This is a genomic window from Sphingopyxis macrogoltabida (assembly GCF_001314325.1).
Classification (GTDB): domain Bacteria; phylum Pseudomonadota; class Alphaproteobacteria; order Sphingomonadales; family Sphingomonadaceae; genus Sphingopyxis; species Sphingopyxis macrogoltabida.
Window position 1 is genome coordinate 4278835 of the sequence record NZ_CP009429.1, and the last position, 20484, is coordinate 4299318.

The 20484-nt window shown below is 65.6% G+C and carries 20 protein-coding genes; 4 read left to right on the plus strand and 16 right to left on the minus strand.

Translation table 11 applies throughout. The features are described from left to right. Positions 1–26: 26 nt before the first annotated feature. From LH19_RS20750 to LH19_RS20760, 3 genes are read right to left on the minus strand one after another with little or no spacing between them, the layout of a single operon-like run. Complete coding sequence (locus tag LH19_RS20750) at positions 27–548, minus strand: hypothetical protein (RefSeq protein ID WP_145923545.1); 522 nt, start codon at positions 546–548, stop codon at positions 27–29. After that, positions 535–783: a hypothetical protein gene (locus LH19_RS20755; RefSeq protein ID WP_054731663.1), complete on the minus strand. Its 249-nt coding sequence runs from the start codon at positions 781–783 to the stop codon at positions 535–537. The genes LH19_RS20750 and LH19_RS20755 overlap by 14 nt, the downstream gene beginning before the upstream one ends. Beyond that, complete coding sequence (locus tag LH19_RS20760; protein WP_054731664.1) at positions 780–1607, minus strand: hypothetical protein; 828 nt, start codon at positions 1605–1607, stop codon at positions 780–782. The genes LH19_RS20755 and LH19_RS20760 overlap by 4 nt, the downstream gene beginning before the upstream one ends. A gap of 188 nt (positions 1608–1795) precedes the next feature. Here LH19_RS20760 and LH19_RS20765 point away from each other — a divergent pair, with 188 nt between their 5' ends. After that, on the plus strand, positions 1796–2806 hold the full coding sequence (locus LH19_RS20765; protein ID WP_054731665.1) for a MipA/OmpV family protein: 1011 nt from the start codon (positions 1796–1798) through the stop codon (positions 2804–2806). Between the two features lie 40 nt (positions 2807–2846). Here LH19_RS20765 and LH19_RS20770 read toward each other — a convergent pair whose 3' ends face one another. Together LH19_RS20770 and LH19_RS20775 are read right to left on the minus strand one after the other, a co-directional pair. Further along, on the minus strand, positions 2847–3560 hold the full coding sequence (locus LH19_RS20770) for a Bax inhibitor-1/YccA family protein (RefSeq protein ID WP_145923546.1): 714 nt from the start codon (positions 3558–3560) through the stop codon (positions 2847–2849). A gap of 246 nt (positions 3561–3806) precedes the next feature. Beyond that, complete coding sequence (locus LH19_RS20775; RefSeq protein ID WP_054731667.1) at positions 3807–5159, minus strand: flavin monoamine oxidase family protein; 1353 nt, start codon at positions 5157–5159, stop codon at positions 3807–3809. Between the two features lie 65 nt (positions 5160–5224). Between LH19_RS20775 and LH19_RS20780 the strand changes: the two genes are divergently transcribed. Next, positions 5225–5857 (plus strand): TetR/AcrR family transcriptional regulator, encoded by a 633-nt coding sequence (locus tag LH19_RS20780; RefSeq protein WP_054731668.1) that lies wholly within the window; start codon positions 5225–5227, stop codon positions 5855–5857. Between the two features lie 143 nt (positions 5858–6000). Beyond that, positions 6001–8001, plus strand: a complete 2001-nt coding sequence (locus LH19_RS20785) for a serine hydrolase domain-containing protein (protein WP_201258387.1) — start codon at positions 6001–6003, stop codon at positions 7999–8001. A 67-nt stretch (positions 8002–8068) separates the two neighbouring features. On the opposite strand, the gene LH19_RS20790 is transcribed toward LH19_RS20785, so the two are convergent. From LH19_RS20790 to LH19_RS20805, 4 genes are read right to left on the minus strand one after another with little or no spacing between them, the layout of a single operon-like run. Next, the gene (locus tag LH19_RS20790) at positions 8069–9109 is read right to left on the minus strand and encodes an alcohol dehydrogenase family protein (protein WP_054731669.1); all 1041 of its coding nucleotides are present in this window, start codon (positions 9107–9109) and stop codon (positions 8069–8071) included. A gap of 21 nt (positions 9110–9130) precedes the next feature. Continuing rightward, positions 9131–10357 (minus strand): acyl-CoA dehydrogenase family protein, encoded by a 1227-nt coding sequence (locus LH19_RS20795; RefSeq protein ID WP_054731670.1) that lies wholly within the window; start codon positions 10355–10357, stop codon positions 9131–9133. 14 nt (positions 10358–10371) lie between these two features. Further along, the gene (locus tag LH19_RS20800; RefSeq protein WP_054731671.1) at positions 10372–11109 is read right to left on the minus strand and encodes an SDR family NAD(P)-dependent oxidoreductase; all 738 of its coding nucleotides are present in this window, start codon (positions 11107–11109) and stop codon (positions 10372–10374) included. Between the two features lie 10 nt (positions 11110–11119). Beyond that, on the minus strand, positions 11120–12148 hold the full coding sequence (locus tag LH19_RS20805; protein ID WP_054731672.1) for a phosphotransferase family protein: 1029 nt from the start codon (positions 12146–12148) through the stop codon (positions 11120–11122). A 70-nt stretch (positions 12149–12218) separates the two neighbouring features. Here LH19_RS20805 and LH19_RS20810 point away from each other — a divergent pair, with 70 nt between their 5' ends. Beyond that, on the plus strand, positions 12219–12854 hold the full coding sequence (locus LH19_RS20810; protein ID WP_054734045.1) for a helix-turn-helix domain-containing protein: 636 nt from the start codon (positions 12219–12221) through the stop codon (positions 12852–12854). A 2-nt stretch (positions 12855–12856) separates the two neighbouring features. On the opposite strand, the gene LH19_RS20815 is transcribed toward LH19_RS20810, so the two are convergent. The 7 genes from LH19_RS20815 to LH19_RS20845 all read right to left on the minus strand — a co-directional run bounded on the left by LH19_RS20815 (position 12857) and on the right by LH19_RS20845 (position 20348). Continuing rightward, entirely contained in the window at positions 12857–14353 is a 1497-nt protein-coding gene (locus tag LH19_RS20815; RefSeq protein ID WP_054731673.1) for an acyl-CoA synthetase, read from the minus strand. Then, positions 14350–14856, minus strand: coding sequence for a hypothetical protein (locus LH19_RS20820; RefSeq protein WP_054731674.1), 507 nt, complete (start codon positions 14854–14856; stop codon positions 14350–14352). Before LH19_RS20820 ends, LH19_RS20815 begins: the two co-directional genes overlap by 4 nt. After that, positions 14853–15944 carry a zinc-binding dehydrogenase gene (locus tag LH19_RS20825; protein ID WP_234715983.1) on the minus strand — a complete coding sequence of 364 codons (1092 nt, stop codon included), beginning with the start codon at positions 15942–15944 and terminating at the stop codon, positions 14853–14855. The genes LH19_RS20820 and LH19_RS20825 overlap by 4 nt, the downstream gene beginning before the upstream one ends. Continuing rightward, complete coding sequence (locus tag LH19_RS20830) at positions 15941–16459, minus strand: cupin domain-containing protein (protein ID WP_054731676.1); 519 nt, start codon at positions 16457–16459, stop codon at positions 15941–15943. The genes LH19_RS20825 and LH19_RS20830 overlap by 4 nt, the downstream gene beginning before the upstream one ends. A 12-nt stretch (positions 16460–16471) precedes the next feature. After that, positions 16472–17263 carry an SDR family NAD(P)-dependent oxidoreductase gene (locus LH19_RS20835; RefSeq protein WP_054731677.1) on the minus strand — a complete coding sequence of 264 codons (792 nt, stop codon included), beginning with the start codon at positions 17261–17263 and terminating at the stop codon, positions 16472–16474. 13 nt (positions 17264–17276) lie between these two features. Then, complete coding sequence (locus LH19_RS20840; protein WP_054731678.1) at positions 17277–19604, minus strand: TonB-dependent receptor; 2328 nt, start codon at positions 19602–19604, stop codon at positions 17277–17279. A 102-nt stretch (positions 19605–19706) separates the two neighbouring features. Continuing rightward, entirely contained in the window at positions 19707–20348 is a 642-nt protein-coding gene (locus LH19_RS20845; RefSeq protein WP_167346290.1) for a TetR/AcrR family transcriptional regulator, read from the minus strand. Positions 20349–20484 lie beyond the last annotated feature (136 nt).

Sequence of the window (20484 nt, forward strand, 5' to 3'; positions counted from 1 at the left end):
TGTCGAACGAAAAGGGGGCGTGCCGGTCAGGGCGCGCCGGCCTTGTTCCGGATATCCTGCGTCAATTGCCAGCAATCGGCCGCCTTCCGGAAATGCAGCGACCCGCCCGGCCCGGTCTTTTCGATCAGCGTTCCGGGCCCGTCGCCCTCGTCGGGTTCGAACCGCCCCGGCACCCAGTCGACACGCTCGACACCGCCCGGCCCGGTGCTGAAATCGACCTGCACATAGACGAGCTGGCGCGGATCGCCGCCGTTCGCCTCGAACAGCCGTTCCGACGCGCGAGTGACATAGCTGTAATCGATCATCACGATCGGAAAATCGTCGGCCCCACCGGCAGCCGTGCCATAACGCGCGCGCACGGCGCTACTGTTCGCGAAAGGCCAGAGGAAGGCCGGAAAATCGCCGCTGCGACACGCACTTGCGGCCTCGTCCAGAAAGAAACGGTCGCTTTCGCTCGCCGGTTCGTCGGCCATGACGCTCGCTGCCGGCGCCAGCGCGAGCAGCGCCGCCGCGAGCATGCGGCGGGTCCGGGCTTCACTCTTTTTCATCGCGTCGCTTCTCCTCGTCGGGCGCGGCGTTTTTCGCCGCGCCGACCTGCGCATAGAGCCCGCGCACCATCAAATCTGTGAACACGAGCATAACCCCGATCATGCCGACGAGCAGCGCGACCGCCGCGACCGGAAAGGGGCCGATCTGGTCGATCGCGCCGCGCCGCATCGCGAGCGCGAGCAGCGCCGCGACCGCCATCAGCGCATAGCCGGCAAGACGCGGTGCCCGGCTCATGCCGTCTGCTCCGGCGGCGATCCATAGTCGGCAAGGTCGACATTCATGATATCGGCGACAATGTCGCGTTTGGCCACATAGCGCGCGGCATCCCTGAGGTCGGCGGCAAGATGCGGCTTCAGATAGGGCACAGCGGTGAGCGGATCGCGTCCCGCCAGCGCTTCGCTGACCGCCAGCGCGGTCATCAGCGCGCGTTCGGACAGATAGCCCTGCGAACCCGAATGATACCAGCCGCCGACCTGTCCTGCCTCCGCTGCCGTGTGATAACCATAGCGGGCATTGTTGCCGAGAAAGATGCCGAAGCCGAGCGCCACGGCGACAAGGTCGGTCAGCAATTCCTCGCAATCGGGCCCGCCGGGGGCGGCGCGGCGGGTCGCCGTCATCCAGTAATGCGCCGTTTCATGGCCCAATGTCGCGACGAGCGCCGCCTCGTCGGCGAGCTGGCTGCGCGCCGCAACGATCTCCGCCAGCCACCCTCCTGCGCCATCCTCGACGAGCTGGAAGGTGCCGGCGGCGCTTTTGCCCGCATGGACAATAGCATGCCGGTCCGACACCGGCATGTGCGCCCGCCCTCCGTCGACCATGACCAGCCGCACCGGCCAGTCGGCGATGCCGGCAATCGCCATGACCTCCCCCAAAAGTTCATTCGCCCGGTCGTCGCCGGTCAGGCGGCTGTCGGGAAAGCAACTGCCGTCGGGGGTAGCCAAAATCCGTCCGCGATGCGCGGCAAGACCGCCATGTTCATCGAGCAGCCATCGAAAGGCGGCAAGTTGCCACTCCCACTCTTCGGCCGACAGCGGGCGGCGCGGCCCGAACAGGCTCATGCCGCACCGCCTGCGGCTGCGGCGGAACCAAAGGCGGCCGGGGGGCATATCAGCACGGGAACACAAGATTGATGCATGGAAGCCACGTTGAAACGAAAAGCACGCGCCCGCAAGACGAAGCCTTTGCATTGCGCCGACAATCACTTACACGCGTGTCCAGAGGGGCGGATCACAGGATATTCAAACCCATGCCGATGAGCTTGACCCGCCTTGCCTGCCGCTTGCACCTGTTTGCGTTTTGCGTCGGCGGCGGATTGGCCGCCGCGCCGGCGCACGCCGAAGATTTCGCCCTGCCCTATGATTTGGCCGGCGACCCCGACACGCGGCTGGCTGCAAGCGATAACGGGCCGGCCCGCTACGTCCAGGACACCAGCGATCTCGACGAGAATATCCTGCTTCCCGCCGCGCGGCCGCAGGACGACAATCCCGAACGCAAATGGTCGCGCGATTATCTCGCGGTCGGCGCCGGGGTGCTGAGCACCCCGAGCTACAATGGTTCGGACGACCGCAACATCCTGCCCGCCTTTTACCTGCGCGGGCGCGTCAGCGGCTTTTCCTTCTCGACCCGCGGCACCAATTTCCAGGTCGACCTGATCCGCCAGCGGCGGGGGCAAAAGACCGATTTCAAGTTCGGCCCGATCATCAACCTGCGCAGCGACCGGACCGGCCGCATCAAGGATCCGCAGGTCGAGGCGCTCGGCGAAAAGAAAATGGCAGTCGAACTCGGCATATCGGCGGGCGTCACCCACACCGGGGTGATCACCAGCGAATATGATCAGATCGGTTTCCGCGTCGTCGGGCTCAAGGATATTTCGGGCAAGCACGGGAGCTGGGTGGTCTCGCCGACGCTCGACTACGGCACCCCGATCTCGAAGCGCGCCTATCTTGGCGCCTCGGTGTCGGTGAACGTCTATGGCAAGGGCTTCGGCCGTTATTATTACGACATCGACCCGCTCGGTAGCGCTGCAAGCGGACTGCCGGTCTATACCGGTGCCGGGCGCAAGGCGACCGCGGGCAAATATACCATCGGCGTCGCCGGCGCCTATGCCCTGTCGGGCGACCTCAGGAAGGGCTTCGTGCTCGTCGGCGGGGCGCAATATGGCCGGTTGACCGGGCGCTATGCCGATTCGCCGATCGTGTCGCAGGCGGGCAGCGCCGACCAGTGGCTGTTCGGCGGCGGCGTCGCCTACCAGTTCTGAGGGCGACCGGGCCTTCCGGCTTCGGCCGCCCCGAAAAGCCCTATTCCTCGCGCTGACCCATCATGGTGAGCAGCATCTGGAACAGGTTGACGAAGTTCAGATACAGCGACAGCGCGCCGAAGACGGCGAGCTTGCTGTTCGCTTCATCGCCGTGATGCGCGGCATATTGCGACTTGATGTTCTGCGTGTCCCACGCCGTCAGGCCGGTAAAGACGATCACGCCGACGATCGACACCACCAGTTGCAGCGCGCTCGATTGCAGGAACAGGTTGACGAGGCTCGCGAGCACGACGCCGATCAAGCCCATGATCAGGAAGCTGCCGACCTTCGACAGGTCGCGTCCGGTCGTATAGCCGTACAGGCTCATCGACAGGAACATGATCGCCGTGACGAAAAAGGTCTGGGCGATGCTGGCGCCGGTGAAGACCAGAAATACCGAGGCGAGCGACAGGCCCATCAGCCCCGAAAAGACCCAGAACATCGTCTGCGCGGTCGCGGCCGACATTTTCTCGATCCGGAAGGAGAAGAGAAAGACGAAGGCGAGCGGTGCGAGCATGACCACCCATTTGAGCGGCGTGCCGAAAATCGGCTGATAGAGCGCCGGCGTCGAGGCGACGAGCATCGCGACGATGCCGGTCAGCAGAACGCCCGACGCCATATAATTATAGACCCGCAGCATGTGGCGCTTCAGGCCCGCATCGAACTCGGCGCCCTGAGCGGCGGCGGTCCGGTGAAGAGATTGCTGTTCGAACATAACCATCCTCGTTGATCGATCCAACGAGCCGCACGAACAGGTTCTACGAAAGAAAATAGAAATGGACCTGCATCGAGCACGCTCGATGCGGTCCGACATCACGACCGCCCGAAGACGATCGCCAGAGGGGCCCGGCCCGCATGCGAGCCAGATGGCACAGCCGCGATGAAATTTCAATGAACGGTGAGTCCCGACCGTTCGGCGAATAGCCGGGCAATCCCTGCTGCCGAAGCGAATAGTCCGTTCTCAGGCGGCCTGGCGCAGAACATCGGCGGCGCGGATGCCGGCGCGCAGCGCGCCTTCGAGATATCCGGGGAATTCGGTCGCGGCCTCGGTCCCGGCCCAGTGGATGCGCCCGCACGGCTCGCGCAGCGTGTCGCCATAGCCGGTCATGACGCCCGGCGGCATATGCGCCGCATAACCGCCGAGCGACCATGGCTCGGCCAGCCAGTCCTGTTCGACATAGCCGATCGGCCGCGACGCCGCGGCGCCGAAATAATGAACGAGGTCATCGACGACCGCAGCGCGGCGGGCGTCCGGGTCGAACGCGCTCAGGGCCACGGCGTGGCGGGCCTCGATCAGGCCGACCAGCACGCCGATCCCGTCGTCGCCGAGCGACTGATCGAACACCGTACCGAGATGGCGGTCGCCGCTGACCGCCGAACCGCTGAGGCCCGCTTGGCGCCAGAATGGTGTCTCATAGGCAATATGAACCTTGATGACCGCGCCCATCGGCATGCGCTGCATCAGCCCCGCCCGCCGCGCCGGCAGCCCCGGCGCGAAGTGAATGCGCGATGCGAAAATGGGCGGCACCGCCACGACGACGTGGCGCGCGAGACAGGCGCCGCGCGCAGCAAAGACCCGAACGCCCGCAGCATCCTGTTCGACGGCATGCACCGGATTCTCCAGTTCGATATCGGCGCCGAGGATATCGGCAAGCCGCTTCGGGATCTGCCAGGCGCCGCCGGCAAATTTGTCCTGCTGTGCGCCGCCCTCGACGCCGATCATCGTTTCCAGCCCTCCACAGCTCCGGAGCATCTCGAGAAAATGGAGGTAGGATATCTGGCTGGTATCGATGCATAGCAGCGCCCCGGCAATCGTCCGGACGAAATAGCGGGCGCCCTCCGTGCGCACATGGCGCAAGGCCCAGCTTTCGAGCGACAGCGCGTCCCATTCGCGGGCCCGTTCCGCCGACCAGGGCGCGCCCAGCGGCAGAGCCGCGATGTCGCGGCGCCAACGCCGCTCGATCAGACCCAACTCGACGAGCGACGGCAATGGGAGTTTCGGCGTCGAGGTATAGCGGCTGACCCGGCCATGGCGGCTCAGCAGGTTCGCCCCTTCGGTATATTGCGGCCGGGTTTCGATCCCGAGTTCGCGGGCCTGCGCCAGCAATTGCGTTTGCTGCGGCCCGACCCACTGTCCGCCGAAATCGACGGTCTGGCCGCAAATCTCGCCGGGCATCGACCGCCCCCCGACACGATCGCGCGCCTCGAGGACCAGTACGCTTTTCCCGGCCTTCTTGAGTTCGAGAGCAGTCTTCAGCCCCGACAAGCCGGCACCGATGACGATCACGTCGTAACGCCTGTCCGAATCGGCCATCCCGTATCCCTTTCACCGCAATAGGACTTGCATTTAAATGAACGCGTTCTTTAAAAGCAAGTTCCATGGATGAGAAACGCCCCGAACCGCCCCGACGCGGCCGCCCGCCACGCAGTTCCGATGCGATCGAAGCCCAGCGTCAGCATATCGTCGCCGCAGCGCGCGACCTCTTCGCCGCCGAGGGCTATGACGGGGTTTCGATGCGCAAGGTGGCGGCAAAGGCCGGATGTCTGCCGTCTACGCTCTACACCCTCTTTCCCGGCAAACGGCAGCTGCTCCATTTCCTCTGGGGGCACATTTTTGCCGAGCTGAACGATGCGCTCGACCATAGCGCGGAGCAGGAGGCTCCGGACGGTCTCACCCGCCTGTGCCTGACGCATATCGACTTCTGGCTGCAGCGTCCGCAGGACTATCGGGCCATCTTCCTCGTCGAGGACCGCGTCCAGGACTCCGACGATCCCTATTTCGTCGAAAGCGCCGTCGCGGCGCGCTATCTCGGCATCATGCACCGGGCGATCGTCGATGGGCAGGCGCGCGGTGAAATTGGTTCCGGCGACCCCGACGAGATCCGGAAGATACTGCTCTGCTGCATTCAGGGCGTGGCCTATAATCTGATCGCGATACCCGAATATGACTGGGGCGATGCCGACAGGCTCAAGACGATGGTGATCGGGACCGCGATACTCGGACTACGATGAAATGGGTTGCCGAGATCTTCACGACGGATGACCTGAGGATGAAGGCGCGCCCCGCCGCCGGCCACCCGATGACCGCCTTTCCCGAGGCCGTTGCAACCTCCCCATAAGCCATTCATAACGGCCAGGAGAATCTGGGGGGATTTATGAAAATGCGATCATTCTTCGTCGGGCTGAGCTTGTCGGCGGCGCTTCTTGCCGTTTCCCCGGCGTCGGCGGAACAACCCTCGCCTGCGCCGGCATCGATCGCAGTCGGGTCCGATGCGTCGATGGTTCCCCCGGAAGGCTGGAGCGTCGCGCGCGAGGGCAACATGGTCCGCTTCGTCCCGCCCGAAGCCAATCTCGTCATCACGCTCGTCCCTGTCGCCGAGGCGAAAAGCGGAGCCGATGCCGCCGCGGCGGCCTGGACGATGGCCAAGCCCGGTTTCGCCCGCCCCGTCCACTTGTCCCAGACCCTGCCCGCGCGCGACGGGTGGGACGAGGTCGTCGTCGTCAGCTACGACGTCCCCCCGGCCGAAAATGCGGTTGCCCAGGCCGTCGCATCGCGGAAAGGCACGGCGTGGACCGTGGTGACGATCGATGGCGCCCTCGCAACGCTCGCCAAGCGGGGCGCACAGATCAACACCGCCGCCGAGACGCTGCGCCCCGCCAATTACACCAAGGAGAGCTTCGCCGGCCGCCAGCCGCATGCGCTCGATACCGCGCGGATCGCCGAGCTCGAAACCTTCATCCGCACCTCGATGGACGAGCTCAAAATCCCCGGCGCCGGCATCGCGCTGATCGACGATGGCAAGATCGTCTATGAGCGCGGGATCGGCGTGAAGGATATCGAGACCGGCGCGCCGGTCGACAAGGACACGCTGTTCATGATCGCGTCGAACACGAAAGGCATGGCGACGCTGCTGCTCTCCACCCTGGTGGATCAGGGGAAGCTCGACTGGGACAAGCCGGTGATCGACTATATGCCGAGCTTTCGCCTCGGCGATGCGGAGACGACACGCAAGGTGCTCGTCAAGCATCTCGTCTGTGCCTGCACGGGCCTGCCCCGGAAAGACATGCTGTGGCTGTTCAACACGCGCCCCGAAACGGGCGCCGACGACACGTTCAGGCAGCTTGCCGAGACCCAGCCGACGTCCGGCTTCGGCGAGGTGTTCCAGTATAATAATCTGATGGCGAGCGCGGCGGGCTATCTCGGCGCGCATATCCTTTATCCCGACATGGAAATCGGCGCGGCGTTCGACCGCGCGATTCAGGAACGGATTTTCGACCCGCTCGGCATGCGCGACAGCACGATGAGCAATCCGAAGGCGATCGCAGGCAATTGGGCCAAGCCCTATGACACCGACCTCGACGACAAGATCGCGCTGGTCGATATGAAGTTCAACGACACCGTCGTGCCCTATCGCCCGGCAGGAGGCGCCTGGTCGTCGGCGCACGACATGGCGCTCTATGTCCTCAACGAGCTCAAACAGGGCGAACTGCCCGGCGGCAAGCGGATGGTCTCGGCCCGGAATCTGCTCGCGCGCCGGGTCCATTATGTGCCGACCGGCGAGAACCAATGGTATGGCATGGGTCTCGAGGATGACGCCAGCAGCGGCGTCTCCGTCATCTCGCACGGGGGCAGCCTGTTCGGCTACAAGAGCAACTGGTTCGCGCTCCCCGCATCGGGGATCGGCGTGGTTGTCCTGACCAACTCGGAAAATGGCTATACGCTGGCCAATCAGGTCAAGCGCCGGCTGCTCGAACTTGTTTTCGACGGCAAGCCCGAGGCGAAGGAAAATGTCGCGAGCGCCGTGAAACGCAATGCCGAATCCTTCGCCAAGTTCCGCAGCGAACTGACGCTCCCTGTCGGTGCGGACGCATCGAAAGCGTGGGTCGGCGAATATTCCAATCCCGAACTCGGCCCCCTGTCGGTGCAATATAGGAACGGCACGCTGTCGGTCCGGGCGACTTCGATATGGTCGGACGTCGCGACGAAGACGAACAAGGACGGGACGATTTCGCTGGTCACCATCTCGCCCGGGATCGGCGGCGTCGACCTGCTGGCGGCGACGCGCGACGGCAAACGGGCGCTCATTCTCAACGACGGCCAGCACGAATATGTGTTCATCGAGGCACGCGACAGCGGGATAGCCGCGGCTCGCTGAGCCCCGGACGCAAATTTCATCGCCTTCACCTGCCGCCGGACCCAGCCTTTGGACCGGCGCGGGTTCTTCAGTCGGGCACCAGAAGCATCTTGAGCGCCCCGGCGCTTCGCCCGTCGAACAGCTTATAAGCTTCGGCGCCCGCGCTCAGCGGCATGCGATGGCTGATATATTTTTCGGGTTTCAACCGGCCCGATTGCACCAGCGGGAACAGCGTCGGCAGTTCCTCGGGCACCGAACAGGTCCCGGCGCGGAAGGTCAGGCCCGCAGCGAAGAAGCGTTCGAGCGGGAAGGCATAGCGACGCGATTGCTGTACCCCGATCACCGACACGGTGCCGCGGGCCCGGACGAGGCGCAGCGCCAGATCGACCGCCTCGTCGCGCCCGACGACCTCGATCGCGCAGTCGAGCTTGCGTCCCTTGGTCGCGTCGCGGATCGTCTCAACCGCTTCGCCCGGATGGAGCGCGATCGCGCCCGCCTCCTCCGCTAGCGCGCGGCGCTCGGCGATCGGGTCGATCGCATAGACGACGTGCGCGCCCATGACGAAGGCGCTTTCGACCGCCATCAGGCCGATGGGTCCGAGCCCGATCACCGCGACGCTGCTGCCCGGGACGATATCGGCATTGCGGGCACCGAACCAGGCGGTCGCGAGCGCGTCGGTCATCAACAGCGCCTGTTCCTCCGTCACGCCGTCGGGGATCGGTACCGCATTGACGTCGGCGGCGGGCACGCGCACCGCCTCCGCCTGCGAGCCCTGCAACTTCGCCGACAGGCCGTAGCACGAGCCCATGCCAAATTCGCAGAGGTTGACGACGCCCGCGAGACATTGGCGGCACGATCCGCAGCCGACCGCGGCGGGGATCATCACCTTGTCGCCGACCTTCAGCCGTGACACACCGCGCCCGGCTTCGACGACCTCACCCACCGCCTCATGCCCGACGCAAAAGCCGACATCCTCGGAAAAGCCGTGGCCGTGATAGATGTGCAGGTCGCTGCCGCAGATCGCGCAGGCGGTGACCCTGACGATCGCGTCGCGGTCCGACTGCGGCACCGGATCGTCCATGCTCTCGTAACGGATGTCGTGGGCGCCGTAATAGCGAAGGGCTTTCATGGCCTTGGCTCTCCGTCCCGCTCAGCGCCGGTTCGCGGCGACATATTCGGCGATCTTCTGCTTGCCGAGCTGCGACATATGCACTTCCTCGGGCCCGTCGGTAATGCGGACATAGCGGTTGAGCGTGAAGAAATAGGCGATCGGCGTGTCCTCGCTGACCCCCATGCCGCCATGCGCCTGAATTGCGCGGTCGGAGACCGTCTGCGCCATCGTCGGCGCGACGACCTTGATCGCCGCGATCAGATCCTTCGCCTGCTTGTTGCCGTAGCGGTCCATCGCATCGGCCGCCTTCAGCGTCAGCAGCCGCGCCATTTCGACCTCGCAAAAGCTTTTCGCGACGTCCTGCCGGATGCTGCTCTGGTCGGCGAGCTTCTTGCCGAAGGCGACGCGGCTGTCGACGCGGCGCGCCATATGTTCGAGCGCGCGCTGCGCCTGCCCGATCGAGCGCATGCAGTGATGGATACGCCCCGGCCCGAGGCGCCCCTGCGCGATCTCGAACCCGCGCCCTTCGCCGAGGATCAGATTTTCCTTCGGCACGCGAACATTGTCGAACCGCAGTTCGGACTCGCCGCCCGGCGAGTTGTACGATCCGAAGACGGTCTGGTGGCGCACCACCGTCACCCCCGGCGTGTCGCGCGGCACGAGGATCTGCGAATGCTGCGCATGGCGCGGTGCGTCGAAATCACTCTTGCCCATCACGATGAAGATGTCGCAGCGCGGGTGCATCGCGTTCGAGATCCACCATTTGCGACCGTTGATGACATAATCATCGCCATCGGGGATGATCGACAGTTCGAGGTTGGTCGCGTCGGACGAGGCGACCTGCGGCTCGGTCATCACATAGGCCGAGCGGATTTCGCCCGCGAGGAGCGGCTTCAGCCATTTTTCCTGCTGTTCGGGCGATCCGAATTTCGCCAGCACCTCCATATTGCCGGTGTCGGGCGCCGAGCAGTTGAAGACCTGGCTCGACCAGGGCACGCGGCCGAAGAGTTCGGCGAGCGGCGCATATTCGAGGTTGGTGAGACCCGGCGAGAATTCGCCATATTCGTGCGGCAGGAACAGGTTCCACAGCCCCTGTTTGCGCGCCTTTTCCTTCAGCGCCTCCATCCCCGGCCATTCCTGCCAGCGGTTGTTCTGGTCGTGGACGAAGTCGTAATAGGCCTGCTCGTTCGGATAGATATGCTCGTCCATGAAGGCTTCGATCCGGGCGAGGAGCGCGGCGACCTTGTCGCTATATTCGAAATTCATCTGTCAGCCTTTCGTTAGAGGGAGAGCCCGCCATCGACGATGAGCGTGTGGCCGGTGACATAGGAAGCGAGCGGCGAGGCGAGGAAGATCGCGCCGCCGGCCATGTCGCCGGGCGTGCCCATCCGTCGCTGCGGGATGTGGGCGAGCGTGCCTTGCAATCGCTCGGGGTTCTGGGTGGTGACCTTGGTCAGCTTGGTATCGACGAGGCCGGGGGCGAGCCCGTTGACGCGGATGCCGTCGGCGGCGAATGCCTGCCCCAGCGTCTTGGTCAGGCTGATCGCGCCCGCCTTCGACGCGGCATAGGCGGGGTTGCCGATATTCGCCTTCAGCCCCGAGATCGAGCTGACGATGACGATCGAGCCGCCTGCATCGGAGAGCTGCGCGCGGAACTTGCGCGATATGTGCATCAGGCTGTCGAGATTGACCGCCATCACGCGGTCCCACCCCGCGCGCTCGAACTCGCCGCGGCGATAGACGACGGTGCCCTGACAGAGGATCAGGACGTCGAGCCCGTCGAAGGGCAGCGGCGCCGCCTCGATCGCGTCGGGATCGCCGGCATCGACGCAGCTGTAGCCGAGCCCGCTCAGGTCCGATCCGTCGGCCGGGTCGTAATCGGCCGCCGCCGCACGCGTACCCCAGACATGCACGTCGGCGCCGCGCTCGCGAAAGCCGTGTGCAACACCGTTGCCGATGCCGCTCGATCCGCCGACGACCAGCACCCGCCGGCCCGTGAAATCGGTATCGTCCTTCATATCATTTCCTTCAATTGATGCGGCGGAGCGCGCGGTCGAACAGGTCGAGCGTATGGGCGTGGAGGCGGTCGCCGGTTTCCTTCGCCGCCTTGCCGGCACAGGCGCGGGCATGCGTACCCTCGAGGATGATGCCGAGCTTGTAGCAGGCGAGCACGACATACCAGTCGAGCGCCGCGAGATCGCGGCCGCTGACCGCGGCATAGTGCTGGGCGAGCTCGTCGGGAGCGGCGAACCCCTCCCACGGCGTGATCGCAACGTCGGTAGCGCGCGGGGCGTCGCCCTCAGGCCAGGTCGCGAGGAGCCAGCCGAGGTCGAGCAGCGGATCGCCGATCGTGCTGAGTTCCCAGTCGACCACCGCAGCAAGATCGCCGCTGGCGGGGCGCACCATGACATTGGCGAGATGGAAATCGCCGTGAATGATGCCGGGGTGGAAATCCGCCGGACGATGCGCGTCGAGCCAGTCCGCGACGCGCTCGACCCCGGGGATCGCTTCAGGGCCCGGCCATTCGGCGAAATCGGCATAGCTCGCGAGCTGCGCCTTCCACCGCCCGACCTGCCGCTCGAGATAATTGTCGGGCTTGCCGAAGCCGTCGAGCCCGACCGCGCGATAATCGAGCCCGCCGAGCGCCGCGATCGCCTCGACCATCGACAGGCCGATGCGATGACGGACGCCCGCGTCACCGGCGTGGAGAGCGGGCAGGCCCTGTGTCGGGTTGAAACCCTCGACGGGCTCCATCAGGTAGAAGGCGACGCCCAGCACATCTTCTTCGGAACAGGCTGCGACGAGCCGCGGATGCGGGACCGCCGTGCCGTCGAGCGCGGCGAGCACGCGTGCCTCGCGCCGCATCGTATCGTTCGAATTGGCGCGTGGTACCGGCGGCGGGCGGCGGAGCACATAGGCCGCCTCGCCGCGGCGAAAGCGCATCAGGATATTCTGGGTGCCGCCCGACAACAGGCGTGCGTCGGCAATCGGCCCGAAGCCGACGCCCTGCCCGTCCATCCAGCGCTGGAGCGCCGGGAGATCGACTCCCTCCATCATCCTCTTCCCTTGTTTATCCATTTGGATAAATGCATTTGACGCGTGCCGCTGTCAATGGCAAATGCGGCGCATGCCCCGTGCCCCCTCGACCGCGCATTCCGAAGCGCCCGGCCATATCAAGGCGGTGGCGCTGAAGCTCTTCGCCGAACGCGGCATCGACGGGGTGACGGTGCGCCAGATCGCCGAGGCGGCGGGGCAGAAGAATCACGCCGCACTCACCTATTATTTCGGGTCGAAAGAGGCGCTGATCCGCGAGCTGATCGTCGACGGCGCACGGGCGATCGACGAACGGCGCAACGCCGCGCTCGATCGCAGCGTCGCGGCCGGCGGGCCGCGCAGCGTCGTCGAGGTGATGGAGATATTGGTCGAAACCTCGGTCGATCCGGACCCGCCGCCATGGGGCGAATGCTACAACCGCTTCATCGTCGGCCTGCAACTGTCGAACCGGGCGCTGTTCATGGACGCGCTCGCGGGGCGCTGGAACTCCGGCTATCAGCGCTGCCTCGACGAGGTCCGGCGGCTGATGCCGCAGGCCCCGTCCGACCTGCTCAACCAGCGGCTCGTCTTCATGGGCGGCGCGATCAACGGCATATTGGCGGGCCGCGAAACCGAACTGGCCGACCGGTCGCGCCAGCACCCGATGTGGTCGCATGCGGAAACGCTGGGCCGCGTCGCCCGCGCGCTGGCATCGATCATCGAGGGCTGACCTCAGCCGCGCAGCTCGGCCTTCAGTATCTTGCCCGCCGCCGAGAGCGGCATTTCGCTGCGGAACTCGACCGAGCGCGGGCATTTATAGGCGGCGAGCTTTGTACGCATATGCGCGATGATGTCGTCAGCATCGGGCACTGTGTCGGGCTTCGCGACGATCACCGCATGGACGCGTTCGCCCCAGCGCGCATCGGGAAGCCCGACGACGGCACATTGCGACACCGCCGGATGGCCCGCCAGCACGGCTTCGACCTCGACCGAATAGACATTCTCGCCGCCGGTAATGATCATATCCTTCAGCCGGTCGACGATATGGATATAGCCGTCGGCGTCCATCCGCCCGACGTCGCCGGTATGCATCCAGCCGCCGCGCAGCGCCTCCGCCGTTTCTTCCGGGCGGTTCCAGTATCCCGTCATCACCGCCTCGCCGCGCGCGACGATCTCGCCGATCTCGCCGGCCGGCACCTCGACATCGTCGGCGTCGACGATGCGCGCCTCGATCGCCATCACCGCGCGCCCCGCCGAGCGCCGCCGCACCGGGTCGCGGTGGTCGGCGGGCTTCAGCAGCGAGATCGAGCCCGAAGTCTCGGTCATGCCATAACCCTGCACGAAACCGACGCGCGGCATCGCGGCGATCGCACGGTCCATCAACGCGGGCGGCATCGGCGCCGCGCCATAATAGATACGCTCGACGCTGGTGAGATCATGCTCGCCGAAGCGCGGATGGTCGAGCACCGCCAGCAACATTGTCGGGACGAGGAACAGGTCGGTGACATGCTGGGCCGTGATCGCCGCCATCACCGCCTCGGCATCGAAGGCGGGCAGGAAAACATGCCGCCCGCCGCCGAGCAGACAGGCGAGGAAGCCCGAGATCGCACCGACATGGAACAAGGGCGCAGTGTGGAGCATGCATTCGCCCGGCGCCGCATCGCCCGCGCCCGCGAGGCACAGCGCATAGGTCATCAGCGCGCGGTGCGAAAGCATGACGCCCTTCGATCGCCCGGTCGTGCCGCCGGTGTAGAGGATCATCGCCAGATCGTCGCCGTGGCGCAGATGCTCTTCGGGTTCGGCGGCCGCGGCGATCAGCTGCTCGAATACCGGTCCGGCCATCACGACCTCGCGCAGCGCCGGGGCCGCCCGGCGGATGTCCCGCAGCATGGCCCGGAAATCCGGATCGACGATCAACACCTCGGCGCCGCAATCGGCGAGCGCATAGGCAATCTCGTCGGCGGTCCAGCGCGTGTTGATCGGACAAGCGACCGCGCCGGCCCACAGGCTGCCGAACAGGAAATCGACGAACAATTCGCCATTGGGCGCAAGCAGCGCGATGCGATCGCCCGGCGCGACGCCAAAGCTTTGCAAGACCGCCGCAATACGGCGCGTTCGCGAGGCGACCTCACGCCAGCTCTGCTGTCGCCCCCCGTCGACGGTCGCGACACGATCCGGCATTTCGCGCGCGGCGCGGTGCAGCGGATGGGTGATCGCAAGCCCGGTCATGCTGCCGCCGCCACGCGCCGCGCCACGATTGCGCGTCCGGCCGCAACGATGCCGCCGAAGTAGAGCGTGGCGAGGGCGATCGCGGCCATGACATGGCCAAAGCTTTCGCCCGCCTGCAGCAAAGGCGCCGCCATCACGGTCAGATAGAGCATATAGGGCCTGTTGATCAGCAACGGCAGCCAGCCGCGAAGCTGACAATAGATCGCGGCGACGATCAGGCCGAGCACCGGCGCCACACCGGCCAGCCCGCTATGGACCGCGCCATATTGCAGCAGCCACGCCGTCGCGGTGCCGCCGCACGCGCCGACGAGCAACGGTGCGAGCGCCTTGCCCTCGACCATATCGACGTTGCCCCAATACCAGAGCAGCAGGAAGCCGGCGTAGAGCGGCGTCAGCCCGAACAGCAAGCCGAGCGCGATGAAGCCGGCGATCAGCAGCACGACACCGCCGGTGACGGCCGCCGCCATGCCGCCGGCCATCGCCGGGGCCGCTTCGTCGCTCATCGCCAAGGCTCCACGACGATCTTCACCTGATCGCCCGGCGCGGCGAGCCGTTCGAACGCCGTCGGCGCCTCGCCAAGCGCAACCCGGTCGGTCAGGAAGGCCGTCCCGTCGATCGCGCCTTCGCCCAAGGCATGCAGCGTCTCGGCGAATTCATCCGGCGAATAGGCCCAGACGAAGCTGAAGCGCATCTGCTTGTTGATGCCGAGCACGGGGAGGATGCGGTCGTCCTCCATGCACGCGCCGACCACGACGATATGCGCGAGCGGCGGCGCCTGTTCGAGCAGGTTCTGGAGCATGCCGGGCACGCCGACGCATTCGAAGACGATCGCATCGCGTATCGAGCGGCCCGACAACTGCGCCATGCCGAAGGTGGCGAGCGTCGCGGGGACGTCGAGCGCCTCCCATTGATCGTGCGGCGAGGTCGCTGCGGGATCGACGACGATGTCGGCGCCCAGCTTCTCGGCGCGCGCCCGCCGCGCCGGGGAGAAATCTGCGGCGATGATCGGACCGATGCCGCGGCGCTTCAGCGCGACGATCACCGCGAGCCCGATCGGCCCGCAACCGATCACCATCGCGACGCTGCCCGGCCCCGGATTGGCGACCGCGACGGCATGGGTGCCCACCGAGAGCGGCTCTGTCAGCGCCGCGATCTCGGACGGAAGACCGTTCGGCACCGGCAGCAGCAACGCCTCGGTGAGCACCACCCGCTCGGCGAGCGCGCCGCGGTAGCGGGTCGAAAAGCCGATCAGTTCGGCACCGAGCGGGCCGAAGGCGAAGGGCGTCGAGACCACACGCGTCCCCGCCGCGAAGCGCTTTTCGGTGCCCGGCCCATGGTCGAGGATCTCCGCGCAGAACTCATGCCCCAGCACCAGATCCTGCGCCGGATCGATCGTGTCGGGCGCGCCGCAGCGGCGGCCGATTTCGACGCCATGTTCCAGATGATGGACGGCGTGCAGGTCCGATCCGCAGATCCCGCAGGCGAGGGTTTTCGCGACGACCTGCCCCGCCTCCGGCACCACGTCGGGAACGTCGGTGACGGTCAGCGCAGCGCCGCGGCGCACCGCGGCGCGCATCGTGGCACCGCTCATTTGCTGCCTGCGAGTTCGGTCGGCTTGCGCTGGCCGGCCCAGCCCGGCTTTTCCTTGCGCAACCCGTCGACGATCTTGTCCCAAAAAGCGGTGGTATTACCCTTGAAACGGATGTCGAACGCATCGGCGGTGCGGAATTCGAGCACCTCGACGCCCTCGGGCCCGGGCTTGTAGGTATAGGGGACGTCGGTACCGACATAGAAGCCGTCGCCGGGGCCGAGTTCCTCGGTGCCGAGCTTCAGCGAACCCGCGATGATATAATAGAGGCAATCGGCATTGTGGCTGTGCAGCGGCAGCGGGAAGCCGCTCTTGAACCACGCATAGGTCAGGCTCATCCCCGGCATCGAGAAGAGCAGCTTCACCTCATTGCCGTCGTCGGCGCCCTCGGCGGTGGCGCGCACGATGCCATCCTCGATCACCGGGGTGATGCCCGAATATTCCATGCACGACGTCTCGCTGTACGGCGGTGCGTCGGCGGCGCGATAGACTTCGAAGCTCGGTTTTTTGGCAGTCATCCTCTTATCCTTTCACGCTGTGCCCGCGGCGCCCAGCACGTCGCGGAGGTCGGGCTGGCCCGTATGCGCGGTCAGCCCGCCGTCGACCGGAACGGTCGCGCCGGTCATGCCGCTGGCATCGTCCGACGCGAGGAACAGCGCGACGGCGGCGATCTCCTCGGGACGTGCGAAGCGACCTGCCGGAACGATCCGCTCCCATTCGGCACGCAGCCCCTCGATCTCGTCGACGCCGCTGGTGAGAAGCGGCGTATCGACGGGCCCCGGACAGATCGAGTTGGCGCGGATATTGTCGCGCGCGTGGTCGATCGCGAGGCAGCGGGTGTAGTTGATCACCCCCGCCTTCGCGGCATTATAGGCGGTGAAACCATAGTCAGCGGCCATGCCCGAGGCCGATGCGGTGTTGACGATGGCTCCACCGCCGCGCGCTTTCAAATGGGGGATGACGGCGCGGCAGGCATAGAAGACGGCGTCGAGATTGACCGCGATGCAGCGCCGCCATTGCTCGATATCCATATCCGGGGTCAGGCCGAAATTGCCGATCCCCGCATTGTTGAAGAGGATATCGATCCCGCCGAAGCGGCGGGCCGTCTTGTCGGCGAGCGGCGCGAAGGCTTCGGCGTCGGCGACATCGACGAGTTCGTAAGCCACCCGCTCACCCAGTTCGGCGGCCAAGGCCGCGGCGCGCTCGACATCGAGTTCGGCAATCATCACCGACCCGCCCTCGGCGACGAAGCGGCGCACGAACGCCGCTCCGATGCCCGAAGCGCCGCCGGTGACGATTGCGGTCTTGCCTGCAAAACGCATGGCTTCAGCTCCCTCAGTAACGCCAGCCGACCGAGATTCCGTAGGTCGCGGGGCGGCCGGCCATGCGCCAGGCGGTGTCGGCCTGGAAGGTCGAGTTCCAGTAATATTCGTTGAAGATGTTGCGGCCCCAGAGCTGGACGCGCAGCTTGCCATCCTCGCTCTCGACCCCCGCGCGCACATCGACGAGCGTCCGCGCGTTGATCCGCAGGATCGCCGGATCGCCGAAGGTCGAATTGGTCGCGCTGTTATAGTTGACGTTGGTGCCGACCACCCCGTTCCAGCGGTCATTCACGGGAAACTTGTACTGGATGTCGCCGGTCAGCTGCCATTTGGGCGTGAAGGGAAAGGCCGACCCTTCATAATCGGCAAAGACCCCGGTGCCGTTATAGCCGGTGAACTCGTCGATGCGGCTCTTTACATAAGTGCCCGACAGGTTCGCCGTCAGCCCCTCGACCGGACGCCAGTCGATCGCCGCCTCGACGCCATAGATGTGCGAGGTCGGGATGTTGACCAGCCGTTCGAGTAGCCCGAAAATCGGGTCGAGGATGCGGCCGCGCACCTGCTTGTCCTTATAATCATAATAGAAGCCCGCGGCGTTGAACTGCAGCGTGCGGTCGGCGAGCGGCAGTTTGAACCCGGCTTCATAGGCGAGCAAAGATTCCTGCGTCGCGGGCAGGAAACCGGTGAAAGACGAAGCCGGCACCGTCGGAAATCCGCCGGCCTTCCAGCCGCGCGAGATATTGGCATAAATGATCGCGCGATTGTCGAAGGTATAGGTCAGCCCGCCGCGCCACGAGATATTGTCCTGCTTGAGCTCGTCGACGACCAGCGACGGCTGGAATTCGGGGCTGAAGGTCAGGCAGCCGCCGGCCGGAATCGGCGTGATCGGCGGCGCGCCGGTGAACAATTCGGTCAGTACGTTGAAGCTCAAATAGGTCGTACCGTCGCCGTCATAGCCGCAACCGTTGAAGCTGCGCTCGTTGCGCGTGTAGCGGATGCCGCCCTGCGCGGTGAGGTTCGGCGTCAGATCATATTCGACATTCGCATAGCCCGCATAGGTCGTCACCTGCTGGTTGGTGAACACCGCCGAGACGGTCAGGATCGGCAGGCCGGGGATGATGACGTTGCTGCTGAGATCGTTCGTGAACAGGATCTGCCGCTCGCTCGCCTTGTCGCGCGAATAATTGGCGCCGAGAATCCAGCGCGCATCGCCGCTGGTGCCGGTGAGGCGCAGCTCCTGGAAGAAGCTCTTGACGCTGCCCGGGGTATAGCTGTCGAGCTGGCGCCACTGCGTCGCGTCGAGATCCTGCGTCGCATCGGTGTTGAATTCGAGCCACGAGGTGATCGAGGTCAGACGGACATCGTCCGACAGGTCAAGGTCGGTACGGAGCGACGCCTGATAGAAGTCATCGTCGCGACGCATCGGCGTCGACGCCGACCAGTTGGCGGCACGGGCATTTTCGGGCGCCAGCGGGGTGGCGAGCACATAGGGATACGCGCCCGCCGGGTTATAGGGCGTGTGCGCGGTCAGTTGCGGCGCCTGCACATCGGACTTGTCACGCCAGCCGTTGAGGTTGAGCGTGAATTCCAGCGTGTCGGTCGGGTTCCAGACCACGAGCGCGCGACCCGCGATGCGGCGGGCGCTGCCGAGCTTGTCGTCGCGCGTATAATTTTGCTGCCAGGCGCCGCCCTCGTCGATGCGCGCGCTGAGGCGCACGCCCAACGTGTCGGTGACCGGGGCGCTGACGAAACCCGACAGCTCCAGCGCACCGAATCGTCCGAAGCTGGCGTCGGCACCCGCTTCGAAATCGTTACCCGGCTTGGCGGAGATGTAGTTGATCGCACCGCCGGTCGCATTCTGTCCATAGAGCGTGCCCTGCGGCCCCTTGAGCACCTCGACGCGCGACAGGTCGAGCGCCGCACCCTGCGTCAGGATCGCGAAAGGCAGCGGCACTTCGTCGACATAGACGCTGACCGCGGGGGATGCGGCGAGCGTCGATTCGTAAAAGCCGACGCCGCGGATCGTATAGACCGGGGTCGCGATCTGGCTCTGGGTAAAGGTCAGGCCGGGCACGATCTTGGCGAGATCCGCGACGGTGCTGATGCCCTGCGAGACGAGCTGGTCGCCGCCGATCGCGGTGATCGACATCGGGACCGAATTCAAGGACTGTTCGCGGCGTTGCGCGGTGACGATGATTTCGCCGGCGTTGTCGGCGGGCGCGCTCGTGGCGCTATCGTCGCCGTCGGCTTCCGCCGTCTGCGCCATCGCCGGTGCGGCAGCCATCAACGCGATATAGGTAACACCGGCACACAGCCGCGCGGCCACTCCCTTGGACATCATACTCTCCTTTTTGGGGCCGGCTTTTGATGCCGGCTCCCAGTCAGGAAACCAGATTGCCCAAAATTAGTCAAGATCGACTAATCAAAGATGACTATTTTTGTTCTATGGCGCGTCTCGTGCGGCGAGATTGGCGCAAAACCGTCGGTGCCGTTCCTTCATGCGTTCGATCGCAGCGAGGATCATCGGGCGCGACTGGTTCACGCTATGCTCGATGATCAGGCCGCGGACGCTGGCGATCAGCAACCAGCCGTGCGGAACCAACGCCTCGGCATCGGTAAAGCCCGCCTCGCTTGCAAGCTTGATGAATTCGTCATGGATTTCCTGTTCGACGCGACTCGTGATCGGTTGCAACCCGTCGAGCAGTTCGCGATCCCAGCGCGCCGCCAGCAGGATGTCGGTCAGCGCCAGCCCCTCCGGCAACGAATGCGTTTCCCATGAAATCCGCGCATAATCGGACAATCGCTCGAAGGGGTCCTCGATCGCCTCGGCCATGACGCGCGCCGAATCCATCACGCGCCGCATCGCCAGTTCCGCCGCCGCCGCCATCAAGGCAACCCGGTTGGGAAACTGATGCAGCACAGAACCCCGGCTGAGTCCGGCTTCAGCCATCACATGCTCGACCGTCGTTGCGGTGAAACCCGCGCGCACGATGCAGTTGATCGTGGCGTCGAGAATTTTTTCCCGCGTGTCGATGCCTCGTCGTGTCATCCGGCGCGGGCGACCGGAAACAGGAATAGTGGTCACATCACTCATCGGACCATTTGGCTGCGCAGCGTCAGTTAGCGTCCGCGCTCGTGGTGTAATTTCCGGTGTAGGCGATGGTGTATTCCGGGGTGGGGCATGCCCCACCCCGGAATGCGGCGTCGCTGGTGGCCACCGG